Raw genomic sequence first — 26,537 nt, 5'->3', positions numbered from 1 at the left:
TCATGAGCCAAGAGAGTGGGGAGGCTGGGGGGAGCAAGCCCGACATAAACAAGCTGCTCGCAATAGTCCCGCCCGCCAGCGAGTTGAGGAAGAAAGAGACCAGTATTAAAGAGAAGAGGATTAGGGTCCAGTTCGACTCCAGCCTAGACCCCTCTAAGATGAAGATCCCCACAGAGCTGGCCAAAATGCTCGGCGTTAAGGAGGGAGACGCGGTAGAGCTCGTTGTAGCAGGGAAGAAGAAGTTCACCTACACAGCCACTCTGTTCGAGTCGAGCGACACCAACGTCGTGTATGCTCACCCGGACGAGTTGACGAGGCAGGGGGTCGCAAACAACAGTATAGCCACGGTTAGAAGGGCTCACTAGCTTCGTAGAGGACAGCCTATAGTAATCTAAAGTCAGGGTGTTTCCTGGGTGGGGTCTGAAAGCGTGGACGTTCTAACAGCGTTGAAAAAGCTCGTAGACGACTACGAGGAGATCTTGGACTTCGCCAAGGCCATACCATATACAAGCGACAGGAGGCTCATCACCAGCTTTATACAGAGGCTCGCAGACGCGGTAGAGAGGACGGGGCGGCTCGAAGCCGAATACAGATTAGCCGATGTGCGCGACCCGACCCTGTCCAGGTATGTCCAGACCTACTACACATACTTAACCGCCGTCTCGATACCTTACCTGAAGGACCTCCTCTCCGATGCCGTGCTTGAGCTGGAGAAGAAGGGGCTTGTAGAAGAGTCGGCGAGTATAAGGAGGCTCCTCGAAAAGATAAGCGCTATGCGTCTACCCTAGAGGGTGGCCGCGGCCCGCACACGAGCCCCAGCCCGTGTTCTACTCGGTTAAGCCGATCCTTTGGGCTATATCGTAGACTAGGACGGGCCTCCAGTACTCGCCCTGGGCCGCTTTAACAACGCCTATGATCCATAGCACTACTACGAGTAGCCAGAACAGCGCCGACAACACGCCAGCGAGGATGCCTAGGTGTACAAGGGAAAGGAAGAGGTCTACTATCCACAACACCACATAACCGGCTATCACCAGGATGAAAAACCCTATGGAGAGGAACGACCAGTGCTTAACGTATTTCAGGTTGGGCCTGAGCACCAGCGCTAGCACCGGCCCCACTAAGGGTATCAACCACGCGATAAGACCCCAGAACTTCTCCTCCTCTTGAAGTGTCATTTATTCCTTCCTCCTCCAACTTACCTACAATAGGCAAAACAATTAATAAACGCTTCTAAAGATCTTGAAGAGCCGCTATTACTGCTGCCCGCAGAGACCCTTCTTCCTCATCTCCCTGTATACCTGGATGAGCTTCGCTAAGACCTCGCTACGGAACTCGCGTAGCTTCGCCTTGGGCGGCGTGTTGCCCGTCACCAACACTATGTAGTAGTTCTTGTCGCTCTGCTCCTCGACCAGTACCTTGAACTCGCCTAGCTCGCTTAGAGCCCTCCGGGCCGACTCTAGGACCTGGAAGGGGTCGCAGTCGACGGGGAACTCGAACCTGACTTGAAACCGCTTCTCCTCCTCGACCTCCTCGAGGACTATGCTCCCCGAGAACAATGTTGAGTTAGGTATCTTGACTAGCTCGCCGGAGTCGAGAACTACCTTGGTGTACATCAACCCTACTTCCACTACGACGCCCTTCAGGGACGGGACCACGTAGTCCAGGCTGAAGGCCTTGTAGGCAGGGAACGTCACGGCCGAGACCGGTAGGTTGGGGCTGCCGATCCTGACCCTCGAGCCGGGCTTTATAAAGCCGCTACCGAGAATTATCAGCCCGGCGAACAAGTTGGCTAGCACGGGCTGGAGGCCCAGACCGATCACGAGGCCCGAGAAGGTGGCGCCGGCAAGTATGCTCTCGCCGCTGACACCTAGTATGGCCAGTATTACGACGCCGAGTACCACGTAGCCTACTATCAGGAATACGTTCCTGATCAAGTAGGCTTCTCTTCCTACGTGCTTGACCCTCGCGAGTATCATCGATGAGACCAGCTCGATAGAGGACACCCCGAGTATCAGGGCCAGGGTTACCTGGATGATGGGGTAGTAGTTGACCACGACAACGCGGATCTCCTCGGGGAGGATTCCGGGCTGCCTTATCGCCCAGGCTATAATGCCGACCACTATAATCAGCAGTAGCAGGTACACTAGCTTTCTCAAGTCTCCCACTAGCCTAGGTTTAAAGAAGACAGGGCCCTATAAACAAGTGCGTGAGAGAATGTGTAGGCTCATCGCGCTCGTAGACCAGCACCCGGACAACTACACTCTCAGTAGACTTGCATGGGCCTTTGTCGAGTCAAGCAGGTTCGACGAGTACTTGTCTAGGTTAACTAATGGCAGGACCTACTCGCACGACGACGGCTGGGGGTTGGCGGGAGTTGGTGTTGTAAGGTCGGACTTCGCAGTAGTGTACCACAGGAGCCCACTGCCGTTGTTCAGCCCCTCGAGTATCGTGGAACTACAACTCCTACTGGACAGGCTGAAGCGTTACGACAGCATCTACTTTATAGCCCACGCCAGGAAGTCCGGTAGGAGCGAGCCCTACGGCCTGGAGTACACGCACCCGTTCAAGTTCGAGCTAGGGGGCGGCGTGTTCTGGTTTGCTCACAACGGGGGGCTCGACAAGAAGTCTCTGGCTAAAATGTTAGGGGTTAACCCGTGGGTTCACGTAGACTCCGAGCTGGCAGGGATGTACCTGGCGAGGCGATTGTCAGAGTGCGAGAGCGGGCTCAAGGACTGCCTCCTAGACGCCTACAGGGGGCTGGCCAAGTATACCACGAGCGGGTTGAACACGCTTCTCTTGCTACTGAGCGGCGAGAACACCAGGCTGTTTGTCACTCACTTCTTCAAGAAGACCGGTGATGGGGCGAGGGACGAGGCTTTGAGGGAGTACTTCCAGCTGTACCTACTCGAAGACGGGCATCTTAAGGCCGTGGTGAGCTCGACTGTGACGAGGTACTACGGAGGTGGCGGTTTTAAACCGCTCGATGAAGGCTTGTACGAGCTCGGCTTGAGCGGCCTCCGCAGGGTCGGCGACATTTGCGTGGAAAGTTGAGTGAAGCTTAAAAGAGTTGTTCACGGAATATAACTATTGCTTGATGGTGGTTACCACATGAGCAAGACCTACGAGACGCTTGGAAACTTGAAAGTGGGCAGCTTCATAGTCATAGACAACGAGCCCTGTAGAGTAGTAGAGATGTCGAGGGCGAAGACGGGGAAGCACGGGAGTGCCAAAGCCCACGTTGTGGCGATAGGCCTCTTCAGCAAGGCTAAAAAGACGCTGGTCGCACCCGTGGACACGCAAGTGGAGGTCCCGATCATCGAGAAGAGGGTTGGGCAGGTCATAGCCGACATGGGGGACAAGGTTCAAGTGATGGACTTGGAGAGCTACGAGACCTTCGAGGTGGAGAAGGAGTTCATAGACGAGAAGATCAGGGACAAAGTCCAGACAGGCGTCGAGGTAGAGTACTTCTCGATAATGGGTAGAAGGCTCATCGTTAGGTTGAGGTAGCTCACTGCAGGTCTGGTATGAAGTCCGGTTTTGCCGCCAACCTGATCAGCGGTATTGTCAGCCCTGGCTTCGGGTGTTTCGAGAGCTCGAACCTGTCCTCGCTTAGAGACGCCACTATATAGTTGGTGTTCTTCAAGTCCTCGGCCTCTTTACCCTCGGCTATGTAGTAGTAGAACACGGGTATCCCGTAGTACTTGTAGTAGTCCCTGAACACCCCTAGAATCCCCAAGACCACCTTGTCGCCCGTCTCGAACCTCAGGATGTAAGAGGCCCCCTGGGGCATGGAGATAGCGGCGGCGAGCCTTACGAGGTCAGCTAGGCTGCCCAGTTTGACCGGCACCACCTTCTCCAGGGACTCCCCCATAAATGCTGTACCTCTTGTACAAGTGCCTGTAGAGTCTATAGAACGTCCTGGAATTTAAACCGATAGTCCTAGGCGCAGACCTAAGGAGGCCTTTGGCTATCACGATAAACGCCTCCTCTAGACCGTAGTGCTTGTAGATTATCTCGCCCTCGGGGTTGATCATTATCGTGGGGAGAGCGTAGACCGTGCCGTCCCTCCTCACGAACCTGCTACCCGGAACCAGAACCCACACCCTGTAGATCAACGCCAGGCTCTTCGACAACTCGATGTAGTTCTTAGGCGGTTCTACCTGCGGGAGCGCCACTATAAGCAGGTTCGCGTTGTTCTCCGTAATGAACCTCGCTATCTCGGGGTAGAATAGCTCGTCTTCTATTAACGTGTTAAAGACGAGCCCTTTGTCTACGAACATCGGCAGGTCCACCCCCTTAGAGAGACCGAGCCTCCTCTCCTTCTCGTTGAGCACGAGCTTCCTGCGGGTAGCCAGGCCTTCTTCGAGCTCCCACGAGGTGAAGGCCGTGGAGACGTATATCTTGGAGGAGACCCTCTCGAAGTAGCCTGGGAGGACGATGCTTACGCCGTAGTGGTCTGAGAGAGTGACCAGGGTATTAATGTAGCTCGACTCCCTAGTCAGAGCGAAGAACTTGCGTAGGTCGTCTCTTCGGATCACGTCGTATAACTGGATAATGGGGCCGTACGGCTGCATGTAAGGCAGGACAATCGTGGAGACGTTGTTCTCGCTTGCGTAGAAGACTATTTTCCTCGTGGCTTCCAGGTTGAGCCTCAGCCCGGCCTCGTGGACGCTCAGGTGAGCTACGGCCAGTAGCCCCCCGGAAGGCGCCTCCTTGCCCCCCACAAACTCTACTTTCATCCACCGGGTCCTCGCGGGGACCTATTAGCTCTCCCTCCCGCAGTAGAACGAGTACCTGTCCCTGAGCTTGCTCAGAAGTTCGTCGTTGTTCAAGACCAGGCTGTGAAGCTCGCTGTATATCGCGTTGAGCACGCTCGAGTAGTCCTCTTTACCGGTTGCTACGTCGTCCATTTTACTCTCCAGTAGCCTCGTAGCCTCAACGCCGATCATCGGGGTTTTAGTCCAGCTCGTCCTCCCCGAAGCGTTGTGCGGGAACAACTCTTTGAACAAAAACTCCGCTACCATCTTGCCCTTTTTAGCCACTATTAGCCTGTTCTCTCTAATAATCACGTAGCCTCTCTCCACGAGGGTAGACAGGATTTTCGCGTAAGTACTCGGTCTACCGATCCCTTTCTCCTTCATCCACGAAACGACCTCGTGCGTTTTCGGGAGTGGGGGCTGAATGAATACCACGTCTTTGACGACCAGTTTCACCGGCGTCTCGACCTCCGGCAGTCTGTTCTTGGGGTCTACAGTAAACGGCTTGTACATGTCCAAGAAGCCCGGCTCGACCACGTCTACGTAGTCGGTTTGCTCCAGCGAGGCTTTTTTCGCACACTCGCCCTCCGCTCCGTCCTTTAGACAAAACTCCAACTCGTACTTCTCGGCAAGAACCTTCGCCGCCTTCATCTGGCTGGCAATGAACCTCCTGAATATAAGGTCGTACAACTGGTAGTGCTCCCTCCTCAACTGGATGGGGAAGTCCAGCACTCCCTCCCTTACAAGTTCCCTCAGGCGCTCGGCGTCGATGGGCCTGGTGGGTCTTATACACTCGTGTGCCCCGCCCGTACCCCACTGCCTGGGCTTGAACAGGGCTGTGTCACCGTACTTCTCCTCAATGTACTGCCTCGCCACAGCCAAGCCCGCATCGCTTACTCTGGTGCTGTCGGTCCTGTGATACGTTATCAAGCCTACCTCGAACAGTTCCTGTGCGATATTCATGGCCAAGGAGGCCGTGAAGCCCAGGGTTCTCGAGGCTTCCGCCAGCAGGGTGTCTGTCGTGAACGGGGGCGGGGGATCCACCTCTCTCTCATCGTGCCTCAGTTTTACGAGCCTCACCTCCACGTTATTTATGAAAGACTTCGACAGCTTATCTCTCACCCTCTTAGAGGCGACCTTGGGGTCCCTGCTACCTAACTCCCTCTTAGAAAGTTCCCTGAGGATACCCGGGAATCCCCTCTTCTTTAATGGTATCTCCACCCTCTTCTCGACGCCGTTGTGAGAGAGTATCACTGAGAGCCTGTACCCTCTAAGCTTACTTTTTTTCATCACACCTTCGAGTATGTACATGAGGACGGGGCTCTGCACCCTCCCTGCGCTCCAGTTGTAGTTAGGCCTGCAACAGTCGCGGACGCTCTTGATCCCCCTCTTGGGGTTGTGCATTTCTTCGTAGCAGTATTGGACCCACAGGTACTTCTGGAGGATAGCGGAGAGCGTGAAGCCGACCCACCTGTCGTCGAGCCTCCTCACGATCTGCGCCTTCACCATGTTGAGGTCTATGTCCTCCGGGTTCGCAATGGCGTTCAGGATCGCCCTCTTCGTGACCTCGTGGAACCTTATCCTCTTAATGTTCCTGTTGTAGGGCCTTAGTAGTACCGTTAGATCCCATGCTATCTTCTCGCCCTCGGTATCCGGGTCTGTGCCCACTAGGACGAGGTCTACCTCCCTGGCCAGCTCTCTCAGCACGTTTATCACCTCGAGCTTCCGCAGCGCTATCTTGTCGCAGAGAGCCTGTTCCTGGGGCTCATCTGTGAACTGGCGCCCGTCCTCGCACTTCTTGATGTCCGTGTAAATCGGGATGAACTTAGACCCGTCTCTCAAGATACCGTAGACGCTCTCGTCATCCACGTCTCTCCCGGCCAGTTTCTCGAATATTAGGTCCCTGTTCTTGCTCGCTACTAGGTCGTATACGTGCCCCCCGCTTGCGACGATCGTGAGGATGTAGTTACCGGTGGCCACTTCGTAGGCGAGCAAGCCCTTGCCCAGGATCCTGATGGAGGGCCTGCCGAAGAACCTGGCTATCGTCCTAGCCTTGTTCGGGGACTCGACTATCAAGAGCGTGGACTTGACCAGCTGGTGCACCTTGCTCTCTTTCACCTCCCCCTTCATGACCCTCAGTACTTCCTCCCTGTCCCTGTCTATCTCGGACACCACCGCGTCCAGGTCCACGTCCTTCAAGTCCTTGAACTGGAAGTCTTCTAGAACCCACCTCAGCCTCCTAGCGAGCCCCCTAAGAAGCCTGACGTCGTCGACCACAAGCACAGACAGCCCCTTCGTCAGCCCGCCGGGGTACAGCCTACTGGTTCTACCGCTAGCTTGGATGTAAGTCGTGTAGTCCGGTATCATGATGTACTGCTGCCCGTCCTCCGTCACCAGCGCGACCTCGCCCACGCTGCTCAGCTTGCTCCTCACGTCCTCCCTAGACAGAAGCCTCCTGGCGTACTCGAGGGCGGTCGTCAAGTCCCTTAGTAGGGGGGTCTCCTCGACCTGCTCGCCGCTGAGCTTCTTCCTGAAGTCCTCCCTGACTCTGAAGAGCGCTGCGCCGCTGAGCCTCCTGAACCTAGAGGACAGCCTGCCAAAGATTTTCTCCAGGTCGCGTTTCTCGTCTCCTTCAACGACCTCTAGAAGGGCCGCTATTAGCCTCAACAGGTCTATTGGGGAGACGTCCTCGAGCTTGCTGCTGAACTTGTGGCGGGGTACTCCAGCGAATACTGCGTACCTTACTCTAGCAGGCATGTCAAGCCCTCTCACCAGCGTCCCGTAGTAGACCGCGACGCCGACTAAGACGTCTACATCCCCTCTCTCGAACTCGGAGAGTATCCGCGGCGGCCTCTTACTGTGGAAGGACTCCGCTTTAACACCGCGCTCCCTCAACAACCCGGCTAGTTTATCGGCGTACTCAACGCCCTTGTCGACGGGGACGAAAACGAGCCCGCCACTACCCAGTTTCGAGACCAGGTCTATGACTGCCTCCTCGACACTCTCCTCGGGTACAGTGTACGTGTCCACTATATTCCTCAAAGCCTCGGGCCTCGAGCCTGCCACGAAGCCCATGAAAACCTTGAATAGCTTCGGGTAGACTCCTCGAGGCCTACCGGTCGCGGTGTTCACCACTAGTACCGTGTCTATTCTCCTCCTTACCTCGCTCAACTTCTTTTCCAGTTCCTCGACTTCCTTCTCGAGCTTCGACCTTTCATCGTCGCTCAGCCTCCTAGCCAGCCTCTGCGTCGCCCTGACAAGCCTAATACCCTCCTCTATCTCGTCCTCTGTGATACCTATCAGCCTCATCACGGTGGACACGGACCGCTTGCTCCTCAAGACCGCGTCGACGTCGTCCATTACTACCAGCTTGTACTTGTGCCTGCTCAGTACTTCGACGTTGTCCTGGAGGAACCTGTTAGTCACTAGTAGCACGTTGAAGCTACCCTCTTCTATAGCCTTCATCGCCTTAGCCCTCTCCTCCTTCCCCATCCTACCGTAGACGTAGACTATTCTCACGCAATCGCTCCCGGCGCTCTCTTCCTCAGTGCAGAGGCGGACACCCGCGTTCTCCGCGAGCTCTTTGACCCTACTAATGGACTGGGACAGCAGTACTACTGTGGGGAAGGCGACTACTACCTTGTACCCCCTGTTCTTCGAGACCAGGTAGAGCGACATCACGAGGGAGAACAGGGTCTTACCCATACCCGTCGGCGCGACAATGGTGAAGGAGACCCCCCTCAACACCCGCCTAGCCCACGTCTTCTGGGCGCTCGAGGGCCTCGAGCCCTTCGTAGCCCTGGCGAAGAACTCCTCGAACTCTCTAAGGGCCTCCTCCTCCTCGAGGAGCCTCTTCAGCCCGCCCTCTCTGTTGGCCAGCCTCTCGTAATACGTCTTGAAGAGGTCTAGGTCCTCCAGCCCCGCCCCCGACTTGTCGACCATCTTCTTAAGCTCAAAGAAGTCCTCGTCTCTCAAACACGACTTGCAGGGGGCCCTGTAAAAGAGGCGTAGGTCGTCGATGTCCCTACCACAGTTAGGACACGCGTGCCTGTAAACGGCTATTGGCTCGTCCAGCCTCTTTAAACCAACCTCCATGGAACCAGCCATTGTTTTCTATGTGATAAACCGTTGAAGGACAGCTTATATAACTTTCCTCCTACAATGGACAAGCAAAAAACTTTTAACCGACAACCCCACGCGTCTTCACGACTTTGTCCGGGTATATCACGATACCCTTGTCTGTTATCTCGAACGGGTGCCTCTTCAGGCTGTGGCTGGTGCCCCTCATCTTCCAGACGATAACGCTCCTAACCAGCTCCCCATCGACCTCGTCGAGGTCGAGCCTGACGATACCGTCCGCCGCGTGTTCTACACCCGGGCCGCCAAACCCCCTCTCCGTCACCGAGACCTGTGACACCAGCATTGACGTGGTGCCTGTACCCGAGAGCACCTTCTTCAACGACATTATCACGCTCCTCGCAACTGACGGTTTAGTCAAGTACAGCGTTGAGACACTGTCTATCACCACCCTCATCGCGTTCACGTCTTTGATAGCCGTCTTCACGACGTCCACGAGCTCGCCTACGTCTGTCGGGTCTTTGACGACGTACTTCTCCCTCTTCGCGGCCTCCCCGATCCCCCCGGTGAACGCGTCAACTACTGCGAAGACCCCTTGTTGCTCGTACTGCTTTACATCCCAGCCGAACTGCTTCATGTTGACCCTGACCTGGACCGGGTGCTCCTCAAGGGCCACGTATACGCCCGGCTCGCCCATCTGTAGCCCGTTCCACAGGAACTGGCTCGCCATTATAGTCTTACCCGTGCCGGGCCCGCCGCTCAGCAGCACCACGTTCCTCTTCGGGATACCGCCGTTCAGTATCTCGTCGAACCCCGGGATACCCGTCTTCACTCTCTCGACCATCTCTGACCACCGCCAGAGCCGCAGCATTAATCACTCTGGAAAAACAGTATTAAAAACCTTGTACCGTGGAGGTGGTCTGCTCGTCTCAAACCAAGTACACGCGGGTAGACGAGCCCGTTCTCTACGTGGCTCGCTACTCGCACGCCGCGACCGGGTGGAGCTCGCCTACGGGGTGTTAAATTATAATAACGGATTATCGCCCTAATTACAGACTGGACTAGAGGTGCTTCTCCGTGAGTAAGACCGGTGAGGTTAAGCTCAGGGTGCTAGAGGCGAGAACCAGCGACGTGGGCAGAAAGATCGCGAGGATGGACGAGAGGGTCATGAGGAGCCTCGGTGTAGAGTCGGGCGACTACATCGAGGTCATAGGGCCGAAGGGCTCTGTGGTAGTGAGAGTACTGCCCGCTAGACCCGAGGACGCGGGGAAGGAGGTGATAAGGCTGGACGGCTACATAAGGAATAAGATCGGCGTCGGGATAAACGAGTACGTCATTGTGAGGCCCGCTAAGATCGAGCCGGCTACAAGAGTCGTCTTAGCACCCGTGGCGCCCGAGGGTTACGGTTTCTACGGGATCTCCCTAGACCCGAGCTACGTGAGGCGCCTCCTGCCGCCCTACACTCCTGTGAGCAGGGGGGAGATAATCGTCATACCGTTTTTCGGCATGGAGTTGAAGATGGCTGTCGTGAGCACGCAGCCTACGTCGAACGTGTACATAACCGATAACACCGAGATAGTGATCAGAGAAGAGCCGGTGAAGGAGGAGGCCGTAGCAAGGGGTATACCCAGAGTCACCTGGGAGGACATAGGCGACCTGGAAGAGGTCAAGGAGAGGATCAGGGAGATCGTCGAGCTCCCCCTTAGACACCCGGAGCTCTTCAACAGGCTGGGTATAGAGCCCCCGAAGGGGATACTGCTTTACGGTCCCCCCGGTACTGGCAAGACGCTCCTAGCCAAGGCGCTAGCCAACGAGATCGGGGCCTACTTCATAGCGATCAACGGCCCAGAGATCATGAGCAAGTTCTACGGCGAGTCGGAGGAGAGGCTTAGAGAAGTGTTCAAGGAGGCCGAGCAGAACGCTCCGGCCCTGATCTTCATCGACGAGATCGACAGCATAGCGCCGAAGAGGGAGGAGGTCGTAGGAGAGGTCGAGAAGAGGGTCGTAGCGCAGCTACTCACGCTGATGGACGGTTTGAAGGAGAGAGGCAGGGTCATAGTAATAGGCGCCACTAACAGGCCCGACGCGCTGGACCCGGCTCTAAGGAGGCCGGGCAGGTTCGACAGGGAGATAGAGATACCACCCCCCGACAAGAGGGCTAGGAGGGAGATCCTCGCCGTCCACACCAGGAACATGCCCCTCGCCGAGGACGTGGACTTGGGTAAGCTAGCCGAGATCACGCACGGGTATACAGGGGCAGACCTCGCAGCGCTAGTCAAGGAGGCCGCCCTCGCGGCGTTGAGGAGGTTCGTGAAGGAGGAGAGCGTCGACCTCAACCAGCCTATACCGGCCAGCAAGCTCGAGAAGCTCAAGGTGACGATGGGCGACTTCCTGAACGCGCTTAAACTCGTACAGCCCTCGCTAATCAGGGAGGTCTTCGTCGAGGTACCTGAGGTCAGGTGGAGCGATATAGGAGGTCTAGAGGACGTCAAGCAGCAGCTCAGGGAGGCTGTCGAGTGGCCGCTCAAGTACCCGGACGTCATTAGCAAAATGGGCATAGAGCCGCCGAAGGGCATCCTCTTGTACGGCCCTCCCGGCACCGGTAAGACCCTGCTGGCCAAGGCCGTGGCGACGGAGAGCGGTGCCAACTTCATCGCCATAAGGGGCCCCGAGGTGCTGAGCAAGTGGGTCGGCGAGTCCGAGAAGGCGATAAGAGAGGTGTTCAGGAGGGCCAGGCAAGTCGCTCCGTGCGTGGTCTTCTTCGACGAGATAGACTCTATAGCGCCGGCTAGAGGGGCGAGGTACGACAGCGGCGTCACCGACAGGATCGTGAACCAGCTGCTTACCGAGCTCGACGGTATACAGCCCCTCAGGAAGGTCGTCGTGATAGCGGCTACCAATAGGCCGGACATACTAGACCCAGCGCTACTGAGGCCCGGCAGGTTCGACAGGCTCGTCTACGTGCCACCGCCGGACTACAAGGCTAGGCTCGAGATCTTCAAGGTGCACACGAGGAGAGTCCCGTTGGCTAGTGACGTTAACCTGGAGGAGCTAGCGAGGCTGACGGAGGGCTACACGGGCGCCGACATAGCCGCTGTCGTGAGAGAAGCCGTGATGCTCGCCTTGAGGGAGAGGCTCGAGGCCAGGCCTGTAGAGATGAAGTACTTCCTCAAGGCGCTCGAGGTCGTGAAGCCGAGTCTGACGAAGGACCAGGTAGAGGAGTACGAGAGGCTCGCTTCGGAGATCAAGAGAATGAGCAGTGTCGCTAGACGCGCCGCCCCATCTCCATACGGTTAGACGAGGCCAGACCAGTTGGCAGGAGAAATACCCTCGTCGTTCAACAAGCTTTTGTCCACTATTGGAAAGAGCGAGGAGTTCCTAGTCAAGAGAAGGCTTAGGAGCCTAGTCGCCATATCGGGCTCCGACAGCGAGAAGCTGGGGCACCTGGCCGCGAGGGCTATCTCCTACCACGAGCGGGTTAGGCACAGGTACGACAAGAGGAAGTACACCGGCCTGTACGTCTACCACGACGAGTTCCCCGAAGCCGAGTCCATGAAGGAGGTCTTCGAGGGGCACGCCAAGAACTTCAAGTACACTAAGTTCGAGCTCGACGTCTACGAGAAGTCTGAGAAGTACCTGGGCAAGACCTACTCCTACCTAGTACTAGACCTGACCAGGGACCTGAAGCCTAACGACATAGGCAAGCTTACGGGCATAGTCGAGGGAGGGGGGCTCGTAGTACTCCTTACGCCGAGCTGGGAGGACTGGGACAACCACTTGACGATATTCAAGCAGAACCTGACCGTGCCGCAGTTCCCGGAGCCGCGCCACGTTTTCATAACCTGGTTCAAGAGCAAGCTACTGGAACACGAGGGCGTGGCCGTATACGACTCCGACAAAAACAGAGTGCTGAAGAAGTTCGCTCTAGACAAGGAGAAGTACAGCGAGGCGGCGAGCCGGGACATAGTCATACCCGAGGAGACGCTCTTCCCCAGAGAGCTCTACGAGCTCGCGCTGACGAACGACCAGGTGAGGGTTGTCGAGCTGATGGAGTGGTTCTACGAGAAGCCTAAGGGCAAGAAGGTCCTCGTAGTCACCGCGGACAGGGGTAGGGGGAAGAGCTGCGCCGTGGCAATAGGCTCCGTGGGGCTAATACACCTGCTGGCCAAGGTCAAGCCCAAGCCGAGGGTGCTAGTAACCGCGCCCTCACCCGGCGGCGTACAGTCGTTCTTCACCATGGCCGCCACCGCCCTAGACACGCTGGGCTACAAGTACGACGTCGTGAAGAAGGGCGGGGACGTCATAGAACTGAGGAGTAGCAGGTTCAGTATCGAGTACTGGGAGCCGCTCTCGGTGCCGAAGATCAAGGCAGACCTCGTCGTGGTAGACGAGGCCTCCGGTATACACGTGCCCATGCTGTACAAGATATGGGAGGCCCACAAGAGGACGGTCTACGCGACTACGATCCACGGCTACGAGGGCGCGGGCAGGGGCTTCTCTGTCAGGTTCTTGAGGAGGGTGAAGAGCGACAAGTCCACCGAAGTACTGGAGTACGAGATGACGGAGCCCATACGCTACGGTAGGGACGACCCCGTGGAGGTGTGGTCCTTCAAGACCCTCCTCCTAGACGCCGAGCCAGCCGAGCTCGACGAGATAGACCTGAGAGACATCGACGAAAAGAACCTCGTCTACATCTCCTACGACCCCTCGTATCTATTCAGTAAGAGTGGTGAGGAGGAGCTAAGGCAGCTGTTCGGCATATACGTCCTAGCCCACTACAGGAACGAGCCAGACGACCTCGGAATGCTGGCTGACGCCCCGCACCACTCGATCAGGGCCGTCAAGACCAGGTCGGGGAAGATCGTCTGCGCTATCCAGATAGCTGAGGAGGGCCCGATACCGGAGAGCATGGTCGACGAGCTCTTGAAGGGGGGCAGGATACCCGGTAACATAATACCGGACAGGTTCCTGAAGCACACCAGGCTCCGGGAGTTCGGCGAGTCAAAGGGCTGGAGGGTCGTCAGGATAGCGACACACCCCAGCGTCCAGGGGAGGGGGATCGGTAGCTGGGGGCTAAAGAAGCTGATCGAGGAGGCCTCTATCAGGGGCCTGGACTGGGTCGCCTCGGGCTTCGGAGTAAACGAAGAGCTACTGAAGTTCTGGGTCAAGAACGGGTTTAAGGCGGTTCACATAAGCCCTGACAGGAACCCTGTCAGCGGCGAGTACACGATACTCGTCGTCTACCCGTTGAACGAGAGGACGAAGGAGTTCGTCGAGGTGTCTGAGAGAGAGTTCAAAGCCAAGCTACTACTCAGCCTACCGATAAACTACAGGGACATGGAGCCGGAGGTCGCGAAGCTACTCGTCGACTCGACGCCCCCTATACTCGAAAAGCTGGACAAGAGCTGCCTCACCCCTATACAGCTGGACAGGCTCTGGGTCTACTGCCTGGGCCCTATGACTTTCGAGGCGGCGGCAGACCTCATGTTTAAACTAGCCAACCTCTACTTCTCGCTCCCGGCCGGGTCGAGGCCCCAGCTTACACGCCTCGAGGAGTTTGTCCTCTTAACGAAGGCACTCCAGGGGAGGAGCTGGGAGGACCTCGAGGAGATGCTCAAGAAGCCGGCTAAGGACCTCCACAAGGCGGCACACGACATAGCCTGTAAGATGTTCGAGTTCTTGACGGGGGTTAGACCAGAGGACTACAAACCGGGTATCAGGCTCGGGGACTACGGCGGCGGTAGGCTACTCTTCCTCTAGCTCCTCTTCACCGTAGAGCTCGAGGTTCTTCCTCAGCTCGGCCTCCAACATCTTCCTCATGACCGACGCTGGCAACGCGAAGTCTTCACGCGAGAGAGCGTAAGGCCCGACCACGACCATCCCCCTCCCGTCCACAATGTCGACCTCGAAGACCCTCTTGTCGTGGTCTGTCTGCCTCATCTTCTCGACGACTATGAACCTCTTCAGGTAGCCGCCGACAAGCCTCTTCCTGAACCTTATTATCCCGTCGGCTACGTGCTCTACCCCGAACCCGAAGCCTAGGCTCGTCGTCACGGCGTACTGGCTCGTGAGGACCGTCGTGAAGTCCCACTTGCTCAACACTCTCTTCACGTGGTAGCTGTACTTCCTCGCCATGGCTGGCTTGTCGAGCCAGAACGCGCTCATCGAGTCTATGACCAGCCTCGTGTGGCCGTGTCCGAGGTACTTCTTGGCCTCTATCACCATATTCACCAGCTCCTCGACGTCGAGCTCTCTCAGGCTCCAGGCGTCCCCTCTATCCCCCATGAGCGCGTCGATCACTACTAGGTCGCCCCTGTTTATGGCCTGGAGGAAGTCCATGTTGAACGCGGCGGCCTGCCTTATGATGCTGGCCCTGCTCTCCTCCGTAGTGACGTAGATCGCCTTCTCGCCGTTCACGAGGCCGGCGTTGACGAAGTGTAGCGAGAAGACGGTCTTCCCTGTACCCGGCTCGCCGACCACGGCCACTGTGAAGCCCTTGGGTATCCCGCCTCTCAGGATTTCGTCGATTCCGCTTACACCCGTCGACAGCCTCTCAACGGGTGTAGACACCGATTATACCCCCCTTGTCTGTATTCTTGTTCTAGAAGAGTATTTACTTTGACGCGCCCGCGGTGTAACGAATGACTATCGTGGCTAGAGTGGACCCCTTGAACCCGGACGAGGGAGTGATCGAGAGGGCCGCCGAAGTCATCCGGAGAGGGGGCCTCGTCGCCTTCCCCACTGAGACGGTCTACGGGCTCGGCGCCAACGCCTACAACAAGTCCTCGGTCCTCAGGATCTTCGAGGTGAAGCAGAGGCCGGCTGACAACCCCCTTATTATACACGTCGACAGCCTCGACATGCTGCACGAGGTCGCAAGGGACATACCCGAGGAGGCCTACAAGCTGATGTCGAAGTTCTGGCCCGGCCCCCTGACCCTCGTACTGCCGAAGACGGACAAAGTCCCTTACGAGGCGACGGGCGGGCTTGACACGGTGGCTGTCAGGATGCCCGCGCACCCCGTCGCGCTGAGGCTGATCTCCAGGGCTGGGGTCCCCATAGCCGCTCCAAGCGCGAACCTGTCCGGTAGGCCTAGCCCGACGAGGGGCGAGCACGTCGTCGAAGACCTCTACTCCAAGGTGGAGATGATCATAGACGGCGGCGAGACTCTCTACGGTGTTGAGTCGACTATTGTAAACCTCCTCGTGAAGCCCCCTGTTCTGCTCAGGCCGGGCGCTTACCCGGTCGAGGAGATCGAGAGAGTGCTGGGGGTCAGAGTACACGTGCCGGGCTTTGCGCGCGGGCTCTCAGAGGCTGAGAGAGCCCTGGCCCCAGGTATGAGGTACAGGCACTACGCCCCGGAGACCCCGCTGCTCCTCGTCGAGACAGACAGGTACGACGCGGACGGCCTCGCGAGGCTGACCCTTAAGGTGGCCGAGCTGGCGAGCGAGTTCAAGGAGGGGAAGGTCTGCGTCCTAGCCTCGAAGGAGACCCTGGCCCGCTACAGCGGGTTGGGCGCCGAGGTCCTCAGCCTGGGTAGTAGGAGCAACCTCTACGAGGTCGCGCACAACCTCTTCAGCGCCCTGAGGAAGATCGACGAGCTGGGTTGTAGAGTAGCCATCGCGGAGGGGTTCCCCGAGCAGGGGCTCGGCCTCACCATAGTGAACAGGTTGAGGAAGGCTTCGTCGAGGCGTTTCTTCACCTGAGAAACTTCACCTCTAGCTTGTAGCCGGGCAGGTACCTGGCTATTACACCCCCTATCTCCCGCGCGACCGCCTCGTTTAGTTCCCTGGACTCCGCGTAGACCCTGACTTCTACCAAGTTGTAGCCGGGGTAGAAGTGGAGGCTCGCCACGAACCTGCCCTGGTACATCACCCTCATGCTGTACGAGTGCCTCTCGGCCCACAAGCCCCTCTCGCGTAGGTCTCCTATCATCTTGTTGAAGACCCTAGGGTGTATGCCCTGCGGGACGTAGCTCAAGGGCGGGCGCCTCTTAGTCAAGGTATATTACTCGAGGAGGGGATAAGTATGACTGAGTGATGTGGCTCGAAAGGCCTGAACCGTGATGACCCCGCGCAGGCCTGACACCAGGACGCTCGTAGTGGGCTTGACCGGCGCTAGTGGTGTGAGGTACGGTCTGAGCCTCTTAGGCAACATCTCCCTAGCCAGGAGGGTCTACGACAAGGTCTACGTCGTCTACACGGGTAACGCCGCCGCGGTGGCCCGCCTCGAGGAGGGCGTAGAGCTGCCCGAGTACCTGGCCAGGCTCGGCGGCCTAGACGGGGTCTACCCCAGCAGCGACCTCTCCTCGGACATAGCCAGCAGTAGCAACCTGGTGTCCACCGACATGGTGGTAGTCCCCGCCTCTATGAGCACCATCGCCAAGATAGCCCACGGCATCCAAGACAACCTCCTCACACGCGTCGCCTTGGGGGTCCTGAGGCTGAGGAACAAGCTAGTCTTGGTACCGAGGGAGACGCCCCTCTCCCCCGTGGACTTGAGGAACCTCTACGAGCTCTCGCTGATGGGGGCTGTCGTAGTCCCGGCCATGCCGGCCTTCTACATCAAGCCCAAGAGCGTCGACGACATGGTCTTGTTCGTGGTCGGTAAAATCCTCGACGCCCTGGGGGTCGAGCACTCCCTCTACCGGAGGTGGTCTCCGGGGGGCTAGGCTACCTCAGCCACCTGTCGTCGACGTCCTCTATCGCCTGGATCTCCCTGAAGAGCTCCTCGTCCGAGACGGGCTTGACCTTCTTCTCTAGCGCTTTAGCGCACTTCCCGTCCGGCAGTAGCGCGTTCAGCCTACAGGACGCGTACTGGCACTCGCCCCCGATGCACTCGCCGCCGGTCAGCCTGCACATCGCGACCTTGAACGTCTTCCCCCTGTAGGACTTCGTAGTCACGAAGAGCGCGTTTCTCGTGCACTTGAAGAGCGGGCACAACGGGTTGCACTTGTCGTCTATCGGCATGGGTACCTGCCGCTCAGCTTGCTGCCTGGGGTTGAAGCCCCCTTCTCTCCCGGGTCTTCTCCAAGCCAATAAAAAGCACCTCGACGGCTAGCCCTGCTACCCACCCTACGTTTTGAAACATGTCTATCCATATTATTAAGGCTTCCACCAGCTAAACAACAGGTAGTTGATATTGTTCTTCTCGTCGACGACCGCTACTATGAGCCTCTTCCTCACCGAGTGGAGGAGCCTCCCCATCCTCACTATCTCGATGGGGTCTGTCAACTCGTCTTTACTGTACACCTGGACGCCGTAGGGGGCGTGGTCTATCCCCGGCCCGTGCCTGTACACTAAGTAGTCGCAACCGAATTTGAGGCCCCTCCTCACGACGAACCCTCTCTCCCTCAAGTCCTTGTAGACGGCGTAGAGCTCCCTGAACCTGTTGACCCTCTCTAGACCGATCGAGTACAGCTCCTCCGGTGAGAGAGGTGCGGGTCCGCCGCCTCTATTGGCGTAGACCCTCAGGAGGTTTTTCTCGAGTAGGTAGAGCGCCTCTATGAGAGAGAGCTCTAGGGGTGCCTGGTCGCTCCTACTCCTCGGCTTCTCGATCCCTAGGAGGGAGCCGTAGTACGAGCTCCAGTATACCGCGGAGCCGCAGGCGGGGTCGGGTACTACCACCCGGTTGTGTAGCAAAATAGAGAAGCACTTGGTCACGTCGACGCTGTCTTCAGGAGTGCTAGGAACCGTATCTCCTCACCGATGAGCTTGGCGAAGTCGCATATGTCCTCGACGAAGTCGACTATCTCTTTACCGACCATGAGAGCCACTATGTTCCCCGAGTGGAGGGTGTACAGGCTGAAGGTGGTGTTCCGGTACGTCTCGTCCGCTAGAGCCTCTAGCTTGCTCACTTCGCTGCAGTTGCTCAAGCTCTTCCTGGGGTTGAGCCTCAGCTTCTCCAGGGAGTCTCTTACCAGGAGCATCTGCTTCCTCGCGGTCTTCACCAGCTCGACCACGCTGTCGACTATCTTGTTGTCCAGTCTTATGTTGTTCTCCTCCAGCAACATGAGCCTGTACCCTGCGCCGTCGGACAACTGGGCTATCTTGTCCAGCCCCTGGGCCACAGCTATGTAAGACCTGGCGTTCATTAGGGCTTCTCCCAGCCTCATGAGGTACTCCAATATCAAGACCTTGCCTTCCTCCACCTTGTTCTTTAGGTCTCTTATCTTGGGGTAGACCCTCGAAACGCTGTTGCCCCCCGCGTAGGCTTTCACGGCCTCCTCTAGTACTGCCAGCACGTCCTCGACGTCTCTCACCATCATGGTCAGGTAGTCTATGCTGTTCATCTCTGCTATCGACGTCTCTGCTGGCATTATTTACCCCGTGTAACTTTACATGTCAAAGGGTATATAAAGAACTCCAAGTGAGCCTATGAGAGTCGCCGTTGTGGACGCGCTAGCGAGGGGCAGGGGGTCTAGGTACTCCACCTTCGACGTCGTGGGGGCGGGGCCCCGCGTCGTGGCGGGCATTGTAGCTACCCTGGGCTACAGCGTGGGGCTGCACACCTACGAGGACGTGTTACTCGGGGGAGTTAGGCTCGACAGGGTGGACGCCGTCATGATCAGCGCCATGTCCACAGACGCCGGCGCCGTGAGGGCCCTCTCGGACTACGTCAAGAGGAGGAACAGTAGAGCCGTGGTAGTGGTGGGCGGGCCCATAAGCTTCTCTTGGAGGAGGCTACTGGAGAAGGTCGGTAGCGTGGACTTCGTCGTGCTGGGGGAGGCCGAGCCAGTCCTACCCGTCCTCCTAGACAAGATGCGGGAGAGCGGCGTCGGGGGCTTCGACCCCAGGGGGGTCCCCGCCCTAGCCTACAGGTCGAGCAACGGGGCCAAGCTGACCACGCCGCACTTGTACGCGGCTGTCGAGGAGATCACTAGGTTCGAGCACTGGACTAGAGTCGACCGCGTCTACAGGCCTGTCAAGGTCTACAGGTACTACGTCGAGGTGGTGAGAGGCTGCAGCAACTTCTACAGGCCCCTGCTAAGGGAGCTCGGTTGCCTCAAGTGCATGCTCTGCCGCCACCCGGACAGTGCGAGAAGGGTGAGCTGCCCCGTCGACATACCCCCCGGCTGCGGCTTCTGTAGCGTCCCCTACATGTTCGGCGCCGCCCGCTCGATCCCGGTGGAGTACGTGAGGAGAGAGGTGGAGGGCCTGGTCGAGAGCGGCGCTAGGAGGGTCGTGCTGAGCGCGCCCGACTTCCTCGACTACGGCAGGGACTGGCTAGTGAAGGGCGTCCTAGCAGACCCCTGCAACCCCCCAGCCAACGTGGACGCTATAGAGGGGCTCCTCTCCGCCCTCAGCGACGTCGGGGTCTTCAAGGCCGGCGAGGGCGCCCTGATGATAGAGAACATAAAGGCCTGCCTGGTCGACGAGGGAGTGGCGAAAGTCCTCGGCAAGTACCTGAGCGGCACCACTGTCCACATAGGGCTGGAGACAGGCGACTTCGAGTACAACAGGGACGTACTAGGTAAGCCGATAGGGCTGGAGCACGTTGCGAGGGCCTCCAAGCTCCTGCGGGAGGCGGGCCTGAGGCCCTACGTATACTTGATGTACGGGCTCCCATTCGAGGGCGCGGGAGTGTACCGTAGGACGCTGGAGGGGCTGAAGGCGCTGTCCGAGACCGGCGTGGAGAAGATCACCCTCTACAAGTACACACCCCTCCCCGGCACAGCCTTCGAGAAGCTGGGTAGGCCGGTCTTGTCTGGTAGCGAGAGAAGAGCGGTGGAGGAGCTGAGGAGGGCGGTCAACGAGTACAACCTGGTAATGAAGAAGAGCCTGCTCGGCAGCGAGCTGGAGGTCTACCTGCTCTACAGCAGCGGGAGGTTCTACGGGTACCCGGTGAAGCACGGGCCCGTGGTCTTCGTGGAGGGCGTCCAGTCGGGTAAGTTCAGCGGGTGTAGGGCTGTCGTGAGGGTGACTAGAGTCGGGGAGAGGTACGTCGTGGGGGGCCTCGTTAGAATAGCCTCCTGCTAGTAGAGGGCCCGGGGAGTGGGCCCGCGGGGATTCGAACCCCGGACCTCCGCCGTGTGAGGGCGGCGTCCATACCAGGCTAGACGACGGGCCCTAGTTATTTTCATGGGTGTTCACGGGTTTAATAAACGTGAGCGCTACCCGCCTACTTCCCCCCGCTCTTCTTCTCGGAGAGTACGAGCTCGGCGAACCTGTCTCTCACGGGCTCGTAGGCCTTCCTGTAGAACTCCTGGGGGTCTAGCAGGACCCTCTCGGGGAACCTCCTCACGTACTCCACGGCGGCCTCCCAGGCCTTCTCGTACGGGATCCCGGCCCCCTCGATCTTGTAGGCTATGTTCCTGTCGTAGTCCTCGGGCGTCTGCTCCACTCCACCCATTGTGTAGTAGCCGCGGGGCGAGACCTGCGCCCTCTCGCCGCCCAGCGAGTCCCAGCCGAGCTCTTCGTCCCTGTAAGCGCTCCGCGCCGAGTCGCTAAAGGCCTCCCTGACCTTGTTCATGAGCCTCCTCGACGAGGGACCGTAGTACTTCGCCCACGCGTAGAATATGGCCCTGTTAAGGCCCCAGCTCTTCGCCTTCTCCAAGTCCCCCCTCAACACGTAGTAGCGGGCCGCCTGCAGCAGCCCCATTACCTGGAACCTCCCCAACCTAGGCACGTTGACCGGCTCCTCGGGGATCGGCGGCACCGCCTCCGCTCTTCTCTCTACTGGCTTCTCGACGGCGATCCTCGTGTGCTCGCCCCTACCCCTCTTACCGAGGGCTTTAAGGGCCTCCTCGACTAGGGGGTCCGCCTCCCCCCTCCTGAAGCTCCTCCACGCCTGGGGGTCGTGGCGGGGGTTTGAGGGGTTGGACCACTCGGGGTCGAAGCCGTCTATTGCCCCGGGCTTGAAAGCCACTGCTACCCTGTTCTTCTCCCTGTGGAGGCTTAGAGGGGCTGTGAAGACCCTCTTCGGGTTCACGATGTTCTCGACCTTGACGCAGCCGCCGCAGCCCTTTATAATCTCGAGCAACTTCTCCTCCAGGCTCACGAGAGTGTACTCGACGAGCGCCCAAGCCGCCTCCACGGGGCTGGCCCTCCTCAGCGAGTCTTCGATAGCGTTCTCGTTGACCCTGACGTGGAAGCCGTTACCGCTCCACAAGACGTACACGCTGTCCTTGACGCCCCTGTCCTCGAGGAAGCCCACTATGGTCTTGACGACCTCGACCCCCCTCCTCCACGCCACCCCGAAGTCCTCTCCCTCCAGGTCTACGTCTATGAAGGGGGTCGCCCTCTCGACGTTGAGCTCGTAGTCGTCCTCGACGTCGCGCCTAGACTCCAGCCTCTTGAACACCTCTATACTACCGTAGACGCTCCTGGGGTTCAGCTTGACGTACTTGGAGAACAAGACGTAGACGTCCGAGGGCCTCGACAAAGCCAGAGGCCTGTCGCCCTCCCACCTAACCCACTTCTTGCCGACCCCCTCCAACCCAGCCCAGCGCCCCTTGAGGAAATCGAAGACCTCCTCCTGCACGCTCCTCCTACTGTAGTAGGCGAGAACCGCCAGCGACAGAAACAACCCCTCCAACAGACTAATCCTAGCCCGTACCATGAAAAAGGGTGGGCCTACCTAGCCTTGTTACAACCGCGGGCACAGGAGAGGCTTTTGAAACGTAGCGTGAAAGGCCGCCTTGTAACGGGTTAACACCGACTATTAAAGCGCCTACCTCGGATCGAGAAGATAGGGTAGTTCTATGAAAGCGGTGATGGTCGTTGTAGACGGCTTATTCGACGAGCCTTCGCCGTCTCTAGGGGGTAAGACGCCACTCGAGGCTTCCGAGACCAGGACATTACGCAGGCTCGCCGAGAGATCCGTTCTCGGAGTTGTGGAGAACGTAGTTGAAGGAGAAGTCACAAGCGACGTCGCAGTAGCCAACCTCCTGGGTCTCGAAGCCTCAAACCTGGCCAGGGTACCACGCTCAATACTGGAAGTGGTGGCTGAGGGGACAGACTTTATTGATGGTAACCTAGCGCTTCACTGCAACTTCGCTACACTGGATACGCATACCATGAAGATAGTTGACAGGAGAGTCGGCAGGTCACTCACGCGAGGTGAGGCCAAGATCCTAGAGAAGGACATAAATAGCAAGGTGAAGCTGGTAGGCGCCGACTTCGCTTTCAGGCACATAGTCGACTACGTCGGTGTTTTAGTACTACGGGACGAGAAAATAGAGTTATCCGACCAGATATCGGATACCGACCCCTGGCGAGAGGGGGAGGAAAAGGTCCTGAAGCCTTGTAGACCCCTGTCCCAAGACGGGTCGGCTGTGCGAGCCTCGATTCTACTCAACGAGTTCACAACGAACGTCATTAGAGTGCTCGAGGATCACCCGGTAAACACCTTCAGGAGGAGGAAAGGGTTGTTGCCGGCAAACTCTGTCATATGTAGGCAGCCGGGGAACAGGCTGCCTAGAATCGAGAAGAGGTTCGCCGACTTGTTCGGGTTAGAGGGCTGTTTCCAGGCAAGGTTACCGACCGAGAGGGGGATCGCTACGCTACTGGGACTAAGACCTCTGCAACTACCACTAGTAGAGCCGTTTGAGAACTTGGGAGCCTACTACTACGAGAGAGCCCGTATAGTGGCTGAAAAGCTGAGGGAGTGCGACTTCGTGTACGTGCACTTGGACGAGGCCGATGACGCTGCCCACGACAGAGACCCGTTGAGAAAGAAATTTGTCATCGAGACTTTAGACGAGTACTTCCTAGGCCCGCTATACGACGCACTAGCAGACACGGACGTCACACTTATCGTAACAGCCGATCACTGGACTTCCTCGAGGACAGGGCATCACCTGAATAGACCACTACCAGTCCTAGTACACAGTAGGAGGTTCGCGGAGAGGGCGGGGAAGACTTTCTCCGAGAGGGTGATCGAGGGCGGCTATGAGTTCTGGGTCAACGCCAAGGACTTCTTAAAAAAGGTGATCTTCGGCTTTAAGTAGACAACGGACAGGGGCTACTCGACGAGGAACTTTATGTCTCGTTTACCTATGGTCAGGAATACCTTGTCACCCGGCTTTATAGAGTTCGCGAAGCTGGTCGGGACGTACGTTATCAGTTCCGTGCCCTCGACGTCGATATACACCTCGGTGTCCGAACCGTAGAACAACTTATCGACCAATTTTCCCTCTAGTACTATCTTGTCGCTCTCGAGCTTTTCGGGGCGCGTCACCGAGACGACTACGACGTCGGGCCTCACACCCACGTACAGTCTCCCGCTTGTTGACGGTATATTGAAGCTTTTGGTTTCAAACTTCCTACCAAACATCTCAATATAGCCGTCACCCACTTTCACCTCGAAAATATTCTTATACCTCAAGAACCTCGCCACAAAGACCGTCCTCGGATCTTCGAACACGTCGTCGGGCGAACCTAGCACCTCGATCCTCCCCCTGTTCATTACAGCGATCCTGTCGCTCAGGCTAAAGGCCTCGTCCTGGTCATGAGTAACATAGATAGCCGTGACACCGGTCTTACGCTGGATGTTCTTCAGCTCTCTCCTAAGCTCTATCCTGAGCAGCGCGTCAAGGTTGCTTAACGGCTCGTCTAGGAGTAGGACGTCTGGCTCTCTGGCTAGAGCCCTAGCCAACGCGACTCTCTGCTGCTGCCCTCCGCTTAGTTGCCTAGGATACCTGTTCTCCATGCCCTCCAATTTGACTAGCGCGAGGAGCTCCTTCACCTTCCTCCTAATCTCCTCGTGACTGTATCTCTTCAACTTGAGCGGGAACGCTATGTTGTCGAAGACGGTCATGTGGGGGAACAACGCGTAGTTCTGGAAGACGAAGCCGACGTTCCTTTTCTCCGGCGGTAGGTCGTTGACGACCTGCTCGCCTATGTATATGGTTCCCTTATCAGGCTTCTCGAAACCTGCTATCATACGGAGGGTGGTAGTCTTGCCACAGCCACTCGGGCCCAGTAGAGTGAAGAACTCTCCTTTCCTCACCTCCAGCGTTATATTGTCGACTGCTACGGTTGTCCCGAAGGTCTTTGTTACCCCGGTCAACCTGACCTCCTTCACCTAACCACCTCGATATACCTCGCGATCGCCTTACGAGACAGGTACGCAACGAGGAAAGATGTAATTACGCTCACGACGATCACCAGTAGGATTATCGCGCTTGCGTTCCAGGCGTTCTTAAAGAAGTACTGGAATATGGCGATGGTCACAGTCCTGTACTGCCACGGGGCGAGCAGGTTAGCCATCTCGAAGTCGCCAAAAGATACTGCGAAAGCGAGTAGCATGGCGCCGATCAGTCCATGGTATATGTTCGGCAAAATGACCTTATAAGCTGTTGTTAAAACACCCGCTCCCAGGCTCCTAGACGCCTCTATAAGCGTCTTCATGTCTATCATCTTCGCTACGCTGAACAAGTTCCTGAAGACGTACGGCGACACGATGGTTAAGTGGGCTGACACGAGGATCCAGTACGTTCCGCCGATGAACGTCGGCCTGTACACCTCGTATATCGCGAGAGCCAGCAGTATTGCCGGGAGCATAAGGGGTATGAGCACCGCGACCTCGATGAAAGTTGACACCCACCTACTCCTCTCTCTCAAGAACAAGTACAAGATGACGAGGAAGTATACGGTTGTCGAAAAGACAGAGGTTATACCAGCTATTAGGAGAGAAGCGTACAGGCTCCTCAAGACGAAGGGGTCTTCGAATAAGAATTTGATATTGTTTAAGGTCCAGACCTCGGGTAAGATGGAGAGCTCCCATTTTAAGGCGAACGCCCCTATAACCGGTATAAACGATACCAGGAATATGTATGCCACTACTAACACCAACGTTAAATAACTAACTGCTTTAGCGACCACGTATACGAAATCTGATAGACTCAAACTACCCCACCTACTACTTTCTTTAGAAGCCTATTGTAAACCAACGCCAGAGGGATCGTTATTATAGCTATATTCATGGCAAGCGCGCTTGCGAGGTGAGGCTGATATTCTACGTCGCTAATCAACATTATGATCCTTAGAGTTATCAGGTTTCCTCCTCCGCCCACAAGAGCGAGGGCGGTGCCATACCCGCTAATAGCAATAATGAAAGCTTGAATGAAAGCCGCTATGAGTCCCGGAGCAACTATGGGTAAAACTACCCTGAAAATAGTCTGAAATACGTCGGCTCCCAGGCTCCTAGAAGCCTCTATAATCGACCTATCTAGTGACAGGAACACTCCACTCAACGTTATAGACGTGAATCCTACCAGGAAAGATTGGTATGCGAGTATCAAACCATTGTAACTCCTTACGTCGAAAATGCCCGGTAAATACACTCCAAAGTACTTGAGGAGCATGCTCGTTACTACACCTGAACTACCGAAGAGTATGACGAGAGAGAAGGCTATGACGAGACCGGGGTAGATTATAGGTAGTAGGAGAACCGATCTTATGATGTCTCTCACCGTTGGAGACAAGAACGTGAAGGCGTAAGCTAGTAGTGAGCCGAATAGAGTGCTTAAAACAGCTGACTCTAGAGATATCACTATGCTATTTCTTATAGCGTCGAGGTACGATCGATCAGAGTATATTCTGATGAAATTACTTAAAGTAAGCGAAGACCCGGATTGATCTGATAGGCTATAGTAGAGGGAAACACTGAAAGGTATAAATATGAAGAAGACGAGTATGAGCATGAAAGGAAGCAACAGTAGGGTGTCTAGCAAAAAACTCTTTATATACGGGTTAA

General features: G+C 57.1%; 25 protein-coding genes and 1 tRNA gene. 10 read left to right on the top strand and 16 right to left on the bottom strand.

The window, feature by feature from the left end:
- The first annotated feature begins 2 nt into the window (after window positions 1-2).
- On the top strand, window positions 3-365 hold the full coding sequence (locus WLZ34_RS04175) for a hypothetical protein (RefSeq protein WP_434730856.1): 363 nt from the start codon (window positions 3-5) through the stop codon (window positions 363-365).
- Between the two features lie 48 nt (window positions 366-413).
- Window positions 414-788 (top strand): hypothetical protein, encoded by a 375-nt coding sequence (locus tag WLZ34_RS04170; protein WP_434730855.1) that lies wholly within the window; start codon window positions 414-416, stop codon window positions 786-788.
- Between the two features lie 39 nt (window positions 789-827).
- On the opposite strand, the gene WLZ34_RS04165 is transcribed toward WLZ34_RS04170, so the two are convergent.
- The gene (locus WLZ34_RS04165; protein WP_434730854.1) at window positions 828-1,178 is read right to left on the bottom strand and encodes a DUF4870 domain-containing protein; all 351 of its coding nucleotides are present in this window, start codon (window positions 1,176-1,178) and stop codon (window positions 828-830) included.
- A 78-nt stretch (window positions 1,179-1,256) separates the two neighbouring features.
- Window positions 1,257-2,168 carry a mechanosensitive ion channel family protein gene (locus tag WLZ34_RS04160; protein WP_434730853.1) on the bottom strand — a complete coding sequence of 304 codons (912 nt, stop codon included), beginning with the start codon at window positions 2,166-2,168 and terminating at the stop codon, window positions 1,257-1,259.
- Between the two features lie 49 nt (window positions 2,169-2,217).
- On the opposite strand from WLZ34_RS04160, the gene WLZ34_RS04155 reads away from it, so the two are divergent.
- Both WLZ34_RS04155 and WLZ34_RS04150 read left to right on the top strand, forming a co-directional pair.
- Window positions 2,218-3,054: a class II glutamine amidotransferase gene (locus tag WLZ34_RS04155; protein WP_434730852.1), complete on the top strand. Its 837-nt coding sequence runs from the start codon at window positions 2,218-2,220 to the stop codon at window positions 3,052-3,054.
- 57 nt (window positions 3,055-3,111) lie between these two features.
- Window positions 3,112-3,510 carry a translation initiation factor IF-5A gene (locus WLZ34_RS04150; RefSeq protein ID WP_434730851.1) on the top strand — a complete coding sequence of 133 codons (399 nt, stop codon included), beginning with the start codon at window positions 3,112-3,114 and terminating at the stop codon, window positions 3,508-3,510.
- A gap of 1 nt (window position 3,511) precedes the next feature.
- On the opposite strand, the gene WLZ34_RS04145 is transcribed toward WLZ34_RS04150, so the two are convergent.
- From WLZ34_RS04145 to WLZ34_RS04130, 4 genes are all read right to left on the bottom strand, one after another.
- Window positions 3,512-3,874 carry a hypothetical protein gene (locus tag WLZ34_RS04145; protein ID WP_428724695.1) on the bottom strand — a complete coding sequence of 121 codons (363 nt, stop codon included), beginning with the start codon at window positions 3,872-3,874 and terminating at the stop codon, window positions 3,512-3,514.
- Window positions 3,822-4,742, bottom strand: coding sequence for a carbon-nitrogen hydrolase family protein (locus WLZ34_RS04140; RefSeq protein ID WP_434730850.1), 921 nt, complete (start codon window positions 4,740-4,742; stop codon window positions 3,822-3,824). The genes WLZ34_RS04145 and WLZ34_RS04140 overlap by 53 nt, the downstream gene beginning before the upstream one ends.
- A gap of 24 nt (window positions 4,743-4,766) precedes the next feature.
- Window positions 4,767-8,867, bottom strand: coding sequence for a reverse gyrase (rgy, locus tag WLZ34_RS04135; RefSeq protein ID WP_434730849.1), 4,101 nt, complete (start codon window positions 8,865-8,867; stop codon window positions 4,767-4,769).
- 73 nt (window positions 8,868-8,940) lie between these two features.
- Window positions 8,941-9,681 carry a KaiC domain-containing protein gene (locus WLZ34_RS04130; protein ID WP_434730848.1) on the bottom strand — a complete coding sequence of 247 codons (741 nt, stop codon included), beginning with the start codon at window positions 9,679-9,681 and terminating at the stop codon, window positions 8,941-8,943.
- Between the two features lie 233 nt (window positions 9,682-9,914).
- Between WLZ34_RS04130 and WLZ34_RS04125 the strand changes: the two genes are divergently transcribed.
- Together WLZ34_RS04125 and WLZ34_RS04120 are read left to right on the top strand one after the other, a co-directional pair.
- Window positions 9,915-12,134, top strand: coding sequence for a CDC48 family AAA ATPase (locus WLZ34_RS04125; protein WP_434730847.1), 2,220 nt, complete (start codon window positions 9,915-9,917; stop codon window positions 12,132-12,134).
- A gap of 15 nt (window positions 12,135-12,149) precedes the next feature.
- A complete protein-coding gene (locus tag WLZ34_RS04120; RefSeq protein WP_434730846.1) occupies window positions 12,150-14,597 on the top strand; it encodes a tRNA(Met) cytidine acetyltransferase TmcA in 2,448 nt (815 codons plus the stop codon).
- On the opposite strand, the gene WLZ34_RS04115 is transcribed toward WLZ34_RS04120, so the two are convergent.
- Window positions 14,583-15,407, bottom strand: a complete 825-nt coding sequence (locus WLZ34_RS04115) for a KaiC domain-containing protein (RefSeq protein WP_434730845.1) — start codon at window positions 15,405-15,407, stop codon at window positions 14,583-14,585. The genes WLZ34_RS04120 and WLZ34_RS04115 overlap by 15 nt on opposite strands.
- 71 nt (window positions 15,408-15,478) lie before the next feature.
- On the opposite strand from WLZ34_RS04115, the gene WLZ34_RS04110 reads away from it, so the two are divergent.
- Window positions 15,479-16,543, top strand: a complete 1,065-nt coding sequence (locus WLZ34_RS04110) for an L-threonylcarbamoyladenylate synthase (RefSeq protein WP_434730844.1) — start codon at window positions 15,479-15,481, stop codon at window positions 16,541-16,543.
- Here the strand turns inward: WLZ34_RS04110 and WLZ34_RS04105 are convergent.
- Window positions 16,536-16,817, bottom strand: a complete 282-nt coding sequence (locus tag WLZ34_RS04105) for a hypothetical protein (protein ID WP_434730843.1) — start codon at window positions 16,815-16,817, stop codon at window positions 16,536-16,538. The genes WLZ34_RS04110 and WLZ34_RS04105 overlap by 8 nt on opposite strands.
- A gap of 85 nt (window positions 16,818-16,902) precedes the next feature.
- Between WLZ34_RS04105 and WLZ34_RS04100 the strand changes: the two genes are divergently transcribed.
- Window positions 16,903-17,508: a UbiX family flavin prenyltransferase gene (locus WLZ34_RS04100; protein ID WP_434731932.1), complete on the top strand. Its 606-nt coding sequence runs from the start codon at window positions 16,903-16,905 to the stop codon at window positions 17,506-17,508.
- A 1-nt stretch (window position 17,509) separates the two neighbouring features.
- Here WLZ34_RS04100 and WLZ34_RS04095 read toward each other — a convergent pair whose 3' ends face one another.
- The 3 genes from WLZ34_RS04095 to WLZ34_RS04085 all read right to left on the bottom strand — a co-directional run bounded on the left by WLZ34_RS04095 (window position 17,510) and on the right by WLZ34_RS04085 (window position 19,155).
- Window positions 17,510-17,875, bottom strand: a complete 366-nt coding sequence (locus WLZ34_RS04095) for a hypothetical protein (RefSeq protein ID WP_434730842.1) — start codon at window positions 17,873-17,875, stop codon at window positions 17,510-17,512.
- Window positions 17,876-17,941: 66 nt separating this feature from the next.
- On the bottom strand, window positions 17,942-18,499 hold the full coding sequence (gene endA, locus WLZ34_RS04090; protein WP_434730841.1) for a tRNA-intron lyase: 558 nt from the start codon (window positions 18,497-18,499) through the stop codon (window positions 17,942-17,944).
- Window positions 18,496-19,155, bottom strand: coding sequence for a DUF47 domain-containing protein (locus WLZ34_RS04085; RefSeq protein ID WP_428727546.1), 660 nt, complete (start codon window positions 19,153-19,155; stop codon window positions 18,496-18,498). The genes endA and WLZ34_RS04085 overlap by 4 nt, the downstream gene beginning before the upstream one ends.
- A gap of 58 nt (window positions 19,156-19,213) precedes the next feature.
- Between WLZ34_RS04085 and WLZ34_RS04080 the strand changes: the two genes are divergently transcribed.
- Window positions 19,214-20,815, top strand: coding sequence for a B12-binding domain-containing radical SAM protein (locus tag WLZ34_RS04080; protein ID WP_434730840.1), 1,602 nt, complete (start codon window positions 19,214-19,216; stop codon window positions 20,813-20,815).
- A gap of 16 nt (window positions 20,816-20,831) precedes the next feature.
- Here the strand turns inward: WLZ34_RS04080 and WLZ34_RS04075 are convergent.
- Window positions 20,832-20,906, bottom strand: a tRNA-Val gene (locus tag WLZ34_RS04075).
- A 51-nt stretch (window positions 20,907-20,957) separates the two neighbouring features.
- Window positions 20,958-22,373: a hypothetical protein gene (locus tag WLZ34_RS04070; protein WP_434730839.1), complete on the bottom strand. Its 1,416-nt coding sequence runs from the start codon at window positions 22,371-22,373 to the stop codon at window positions 20,958-20,960.
- 166 nt (window positions 22,374-22,539) lie between these two features.
- Here WLZ34_RS04070 and WLZ34_RS04065 point away from each other — a divergent pair, with 166 nt between their 5' ends.
- Window positions 22,540-23,787: a hypothetical protein gene (locus WLZ34_RS04065; protein ID WP_434730838.1), complete on the top strand. Its 1,248-nt coding sequence runs from the start codon at window positions 22,540-22,542 to the stop codon at window positions 23,785-23,787.
- A gap of 14 nt (window positions 23,788-23,801) precedes the next feature.
- On the opposite strand, the gene WLZ34_RS04060 is transcribed toward WLZ34_RS04065, so the two are convergent.
- Genes WLZ34_RS04060 through WLZ34_RS04050 form a run of 3 tightly spaced genes read right to left on the bottom strand, consistent with a single transcriptional unit; the run spans window position 23,802 to window position 26,334 of the window.
- Entirely contained in the window at window positions 23,802-24,863 is a 1,062-nt protein-coding gene (locus tag WLZ34_RS04060; RefSeq protein WP_434730837.1) for an ABC transporter ATP-binding protein, read from the bottom strand.
- Window positions 24,860-25,687: an ABC transporter permease gene (locus WLZ34_RS04055; protein ID WP_434730836.1), complete on the bottom strand. Its 828-nt coding sequence runs from the start codon at window positions 25,685-25,687 to the stop codon at window positions 24,860-24,862. Before WLZ34_RS04055 ends, WLZ34_RS04060 begins: the two co-directional genes overlap by 4 nt.
- A complete protein-coding gene (locus WLZ34_RS04050) occupies window positions 25,684-26,334 on the bottom strand; it encodes an ABC transporter permease subunit (RefSeq protein WP_434730835.1) in 651 nt (216 codons plus the stop codon). Before WLZ34_RS04050 ends, WLZ34_RS04055 begins: the two co-directional genes overlap by 4 nt.
- Window positions 26,335-26,537 lie beyond the last annotated feature (203 nt).

The organism is Thermogladius sp. KZ2Tp1 (assembly GCF_051131135.1).
Lineage (GTDB): Archaea > Thermoproteota > Thermoprotei_A > Sulfolobales > Desulfurococcaceae > Thermogladius.
The sequence above is the reverse complement of the archived record's forward strand: the minus strand, read 5'-3'. Positions and strand labels throughout refer to the sequence as shown.

What these genes read in the sequence shown, in the direction of transcription:
- WLZ34_RS04100 (WP_434731932.1), top strand. Translation starts at nt 16,903, where the DNA reads ATGACCCCGCGCAGGCCTGACACCAGGACGCTCGTAGTGGGCTTGACC.
- WLZ34_RS04130 (WP_434730848.1), bottom strand. Translation starts at nt 9,681, where the DNA reads ATGGTCGAGAGAGTGAAGACGGGTATCCCGGGGTTCGACGAGATACTG.
- WLZ34_RS04085 (WP_428727546.1), bottom strand. Translation starts at nt 19,155, where the DNA reads ATGCCAGCAGAGACGTCGATAGCAGAGATGAACAGCATAGACTACCTG.
- WLZ34_RS04175 (WP_434730856.1), top strand. Translation starts at nt 3, where the DNA reads ATGAGCCAAGAGAGTGGGGAGGCTGGGGGGAGCAAGCCCGACATAAAC.
- WLZ34_RS04080 (WP_434730840.1), top strand. Translation starts at nt 19,214, where the DNA reads ATGAGAGTCGCCGTTGTGGACGCGCTAGCGAGGGGCAGGGGGTCTAGG.
- WLZ34_RS04110 (WP_434730844.1), top strand. Translation starts at nt 15,479, where the DNA reads ATGACTATCGTGGCTAGAGTGGACCCCTTGAACCCGGACGAGGGAGTG.
- WLZ34_RS04165 (WP_434730854.1), bottom strand. Translation starts at nt 1,178, where the DNA reads ATGACACTTCAAGAGGAGGAGAAGTTCTGGGGTCTTATCGCGTGGTTG.
- WLZ34_RS04140 (WP_434730850.1), bottom strand. Translation starts at nt 4,742, where the DNA reads ATGAAAGTAGAGTTTGTGGGGGGCAAGGAGGCGCCTTCCGGGGGGCTA.
- WLZ34_RS04065 (WP_434730838.1), top strand. Translation starts at nt 22,540, where the DNA reads ATGAAAGCGGTGATGGTCGTTGTAGACGGCTTATTCGACGAGCCTTCG.
- WLZ34_RS04155 (WP_434730852.1), top strand. Translation starts at nt 2,218, where the DNA reads ATGTGTAGGCTCATCGCGCTCGTAGACCAGCACCCGGACAACTACACT.
- WLZ34_RS04150 (WP_434730851.1), top strand. Translation starts at nt 3,112, where the DNA reads ATGAGCAAGACCTACGAGACGCTTGGAAACTTGAAAGTGGGCAGCTTC.
- WLZ34_RS04145 (WP_428724695.1), bottom strand. Translation starts at nt 3,874, where the DNA reads ATGGGGGAGTCCCTGGAGAAGGTGGTGCCGGTCAAACTGGGCAGCCTA.
- rgy (WP_434730849.1), bottom strand. Translation starts at nt 8,867, where the DNA reads ATGGCTGGTTCCATGGAGGTTGGTTTAAAGAGGCTGGACGAGCCAATA.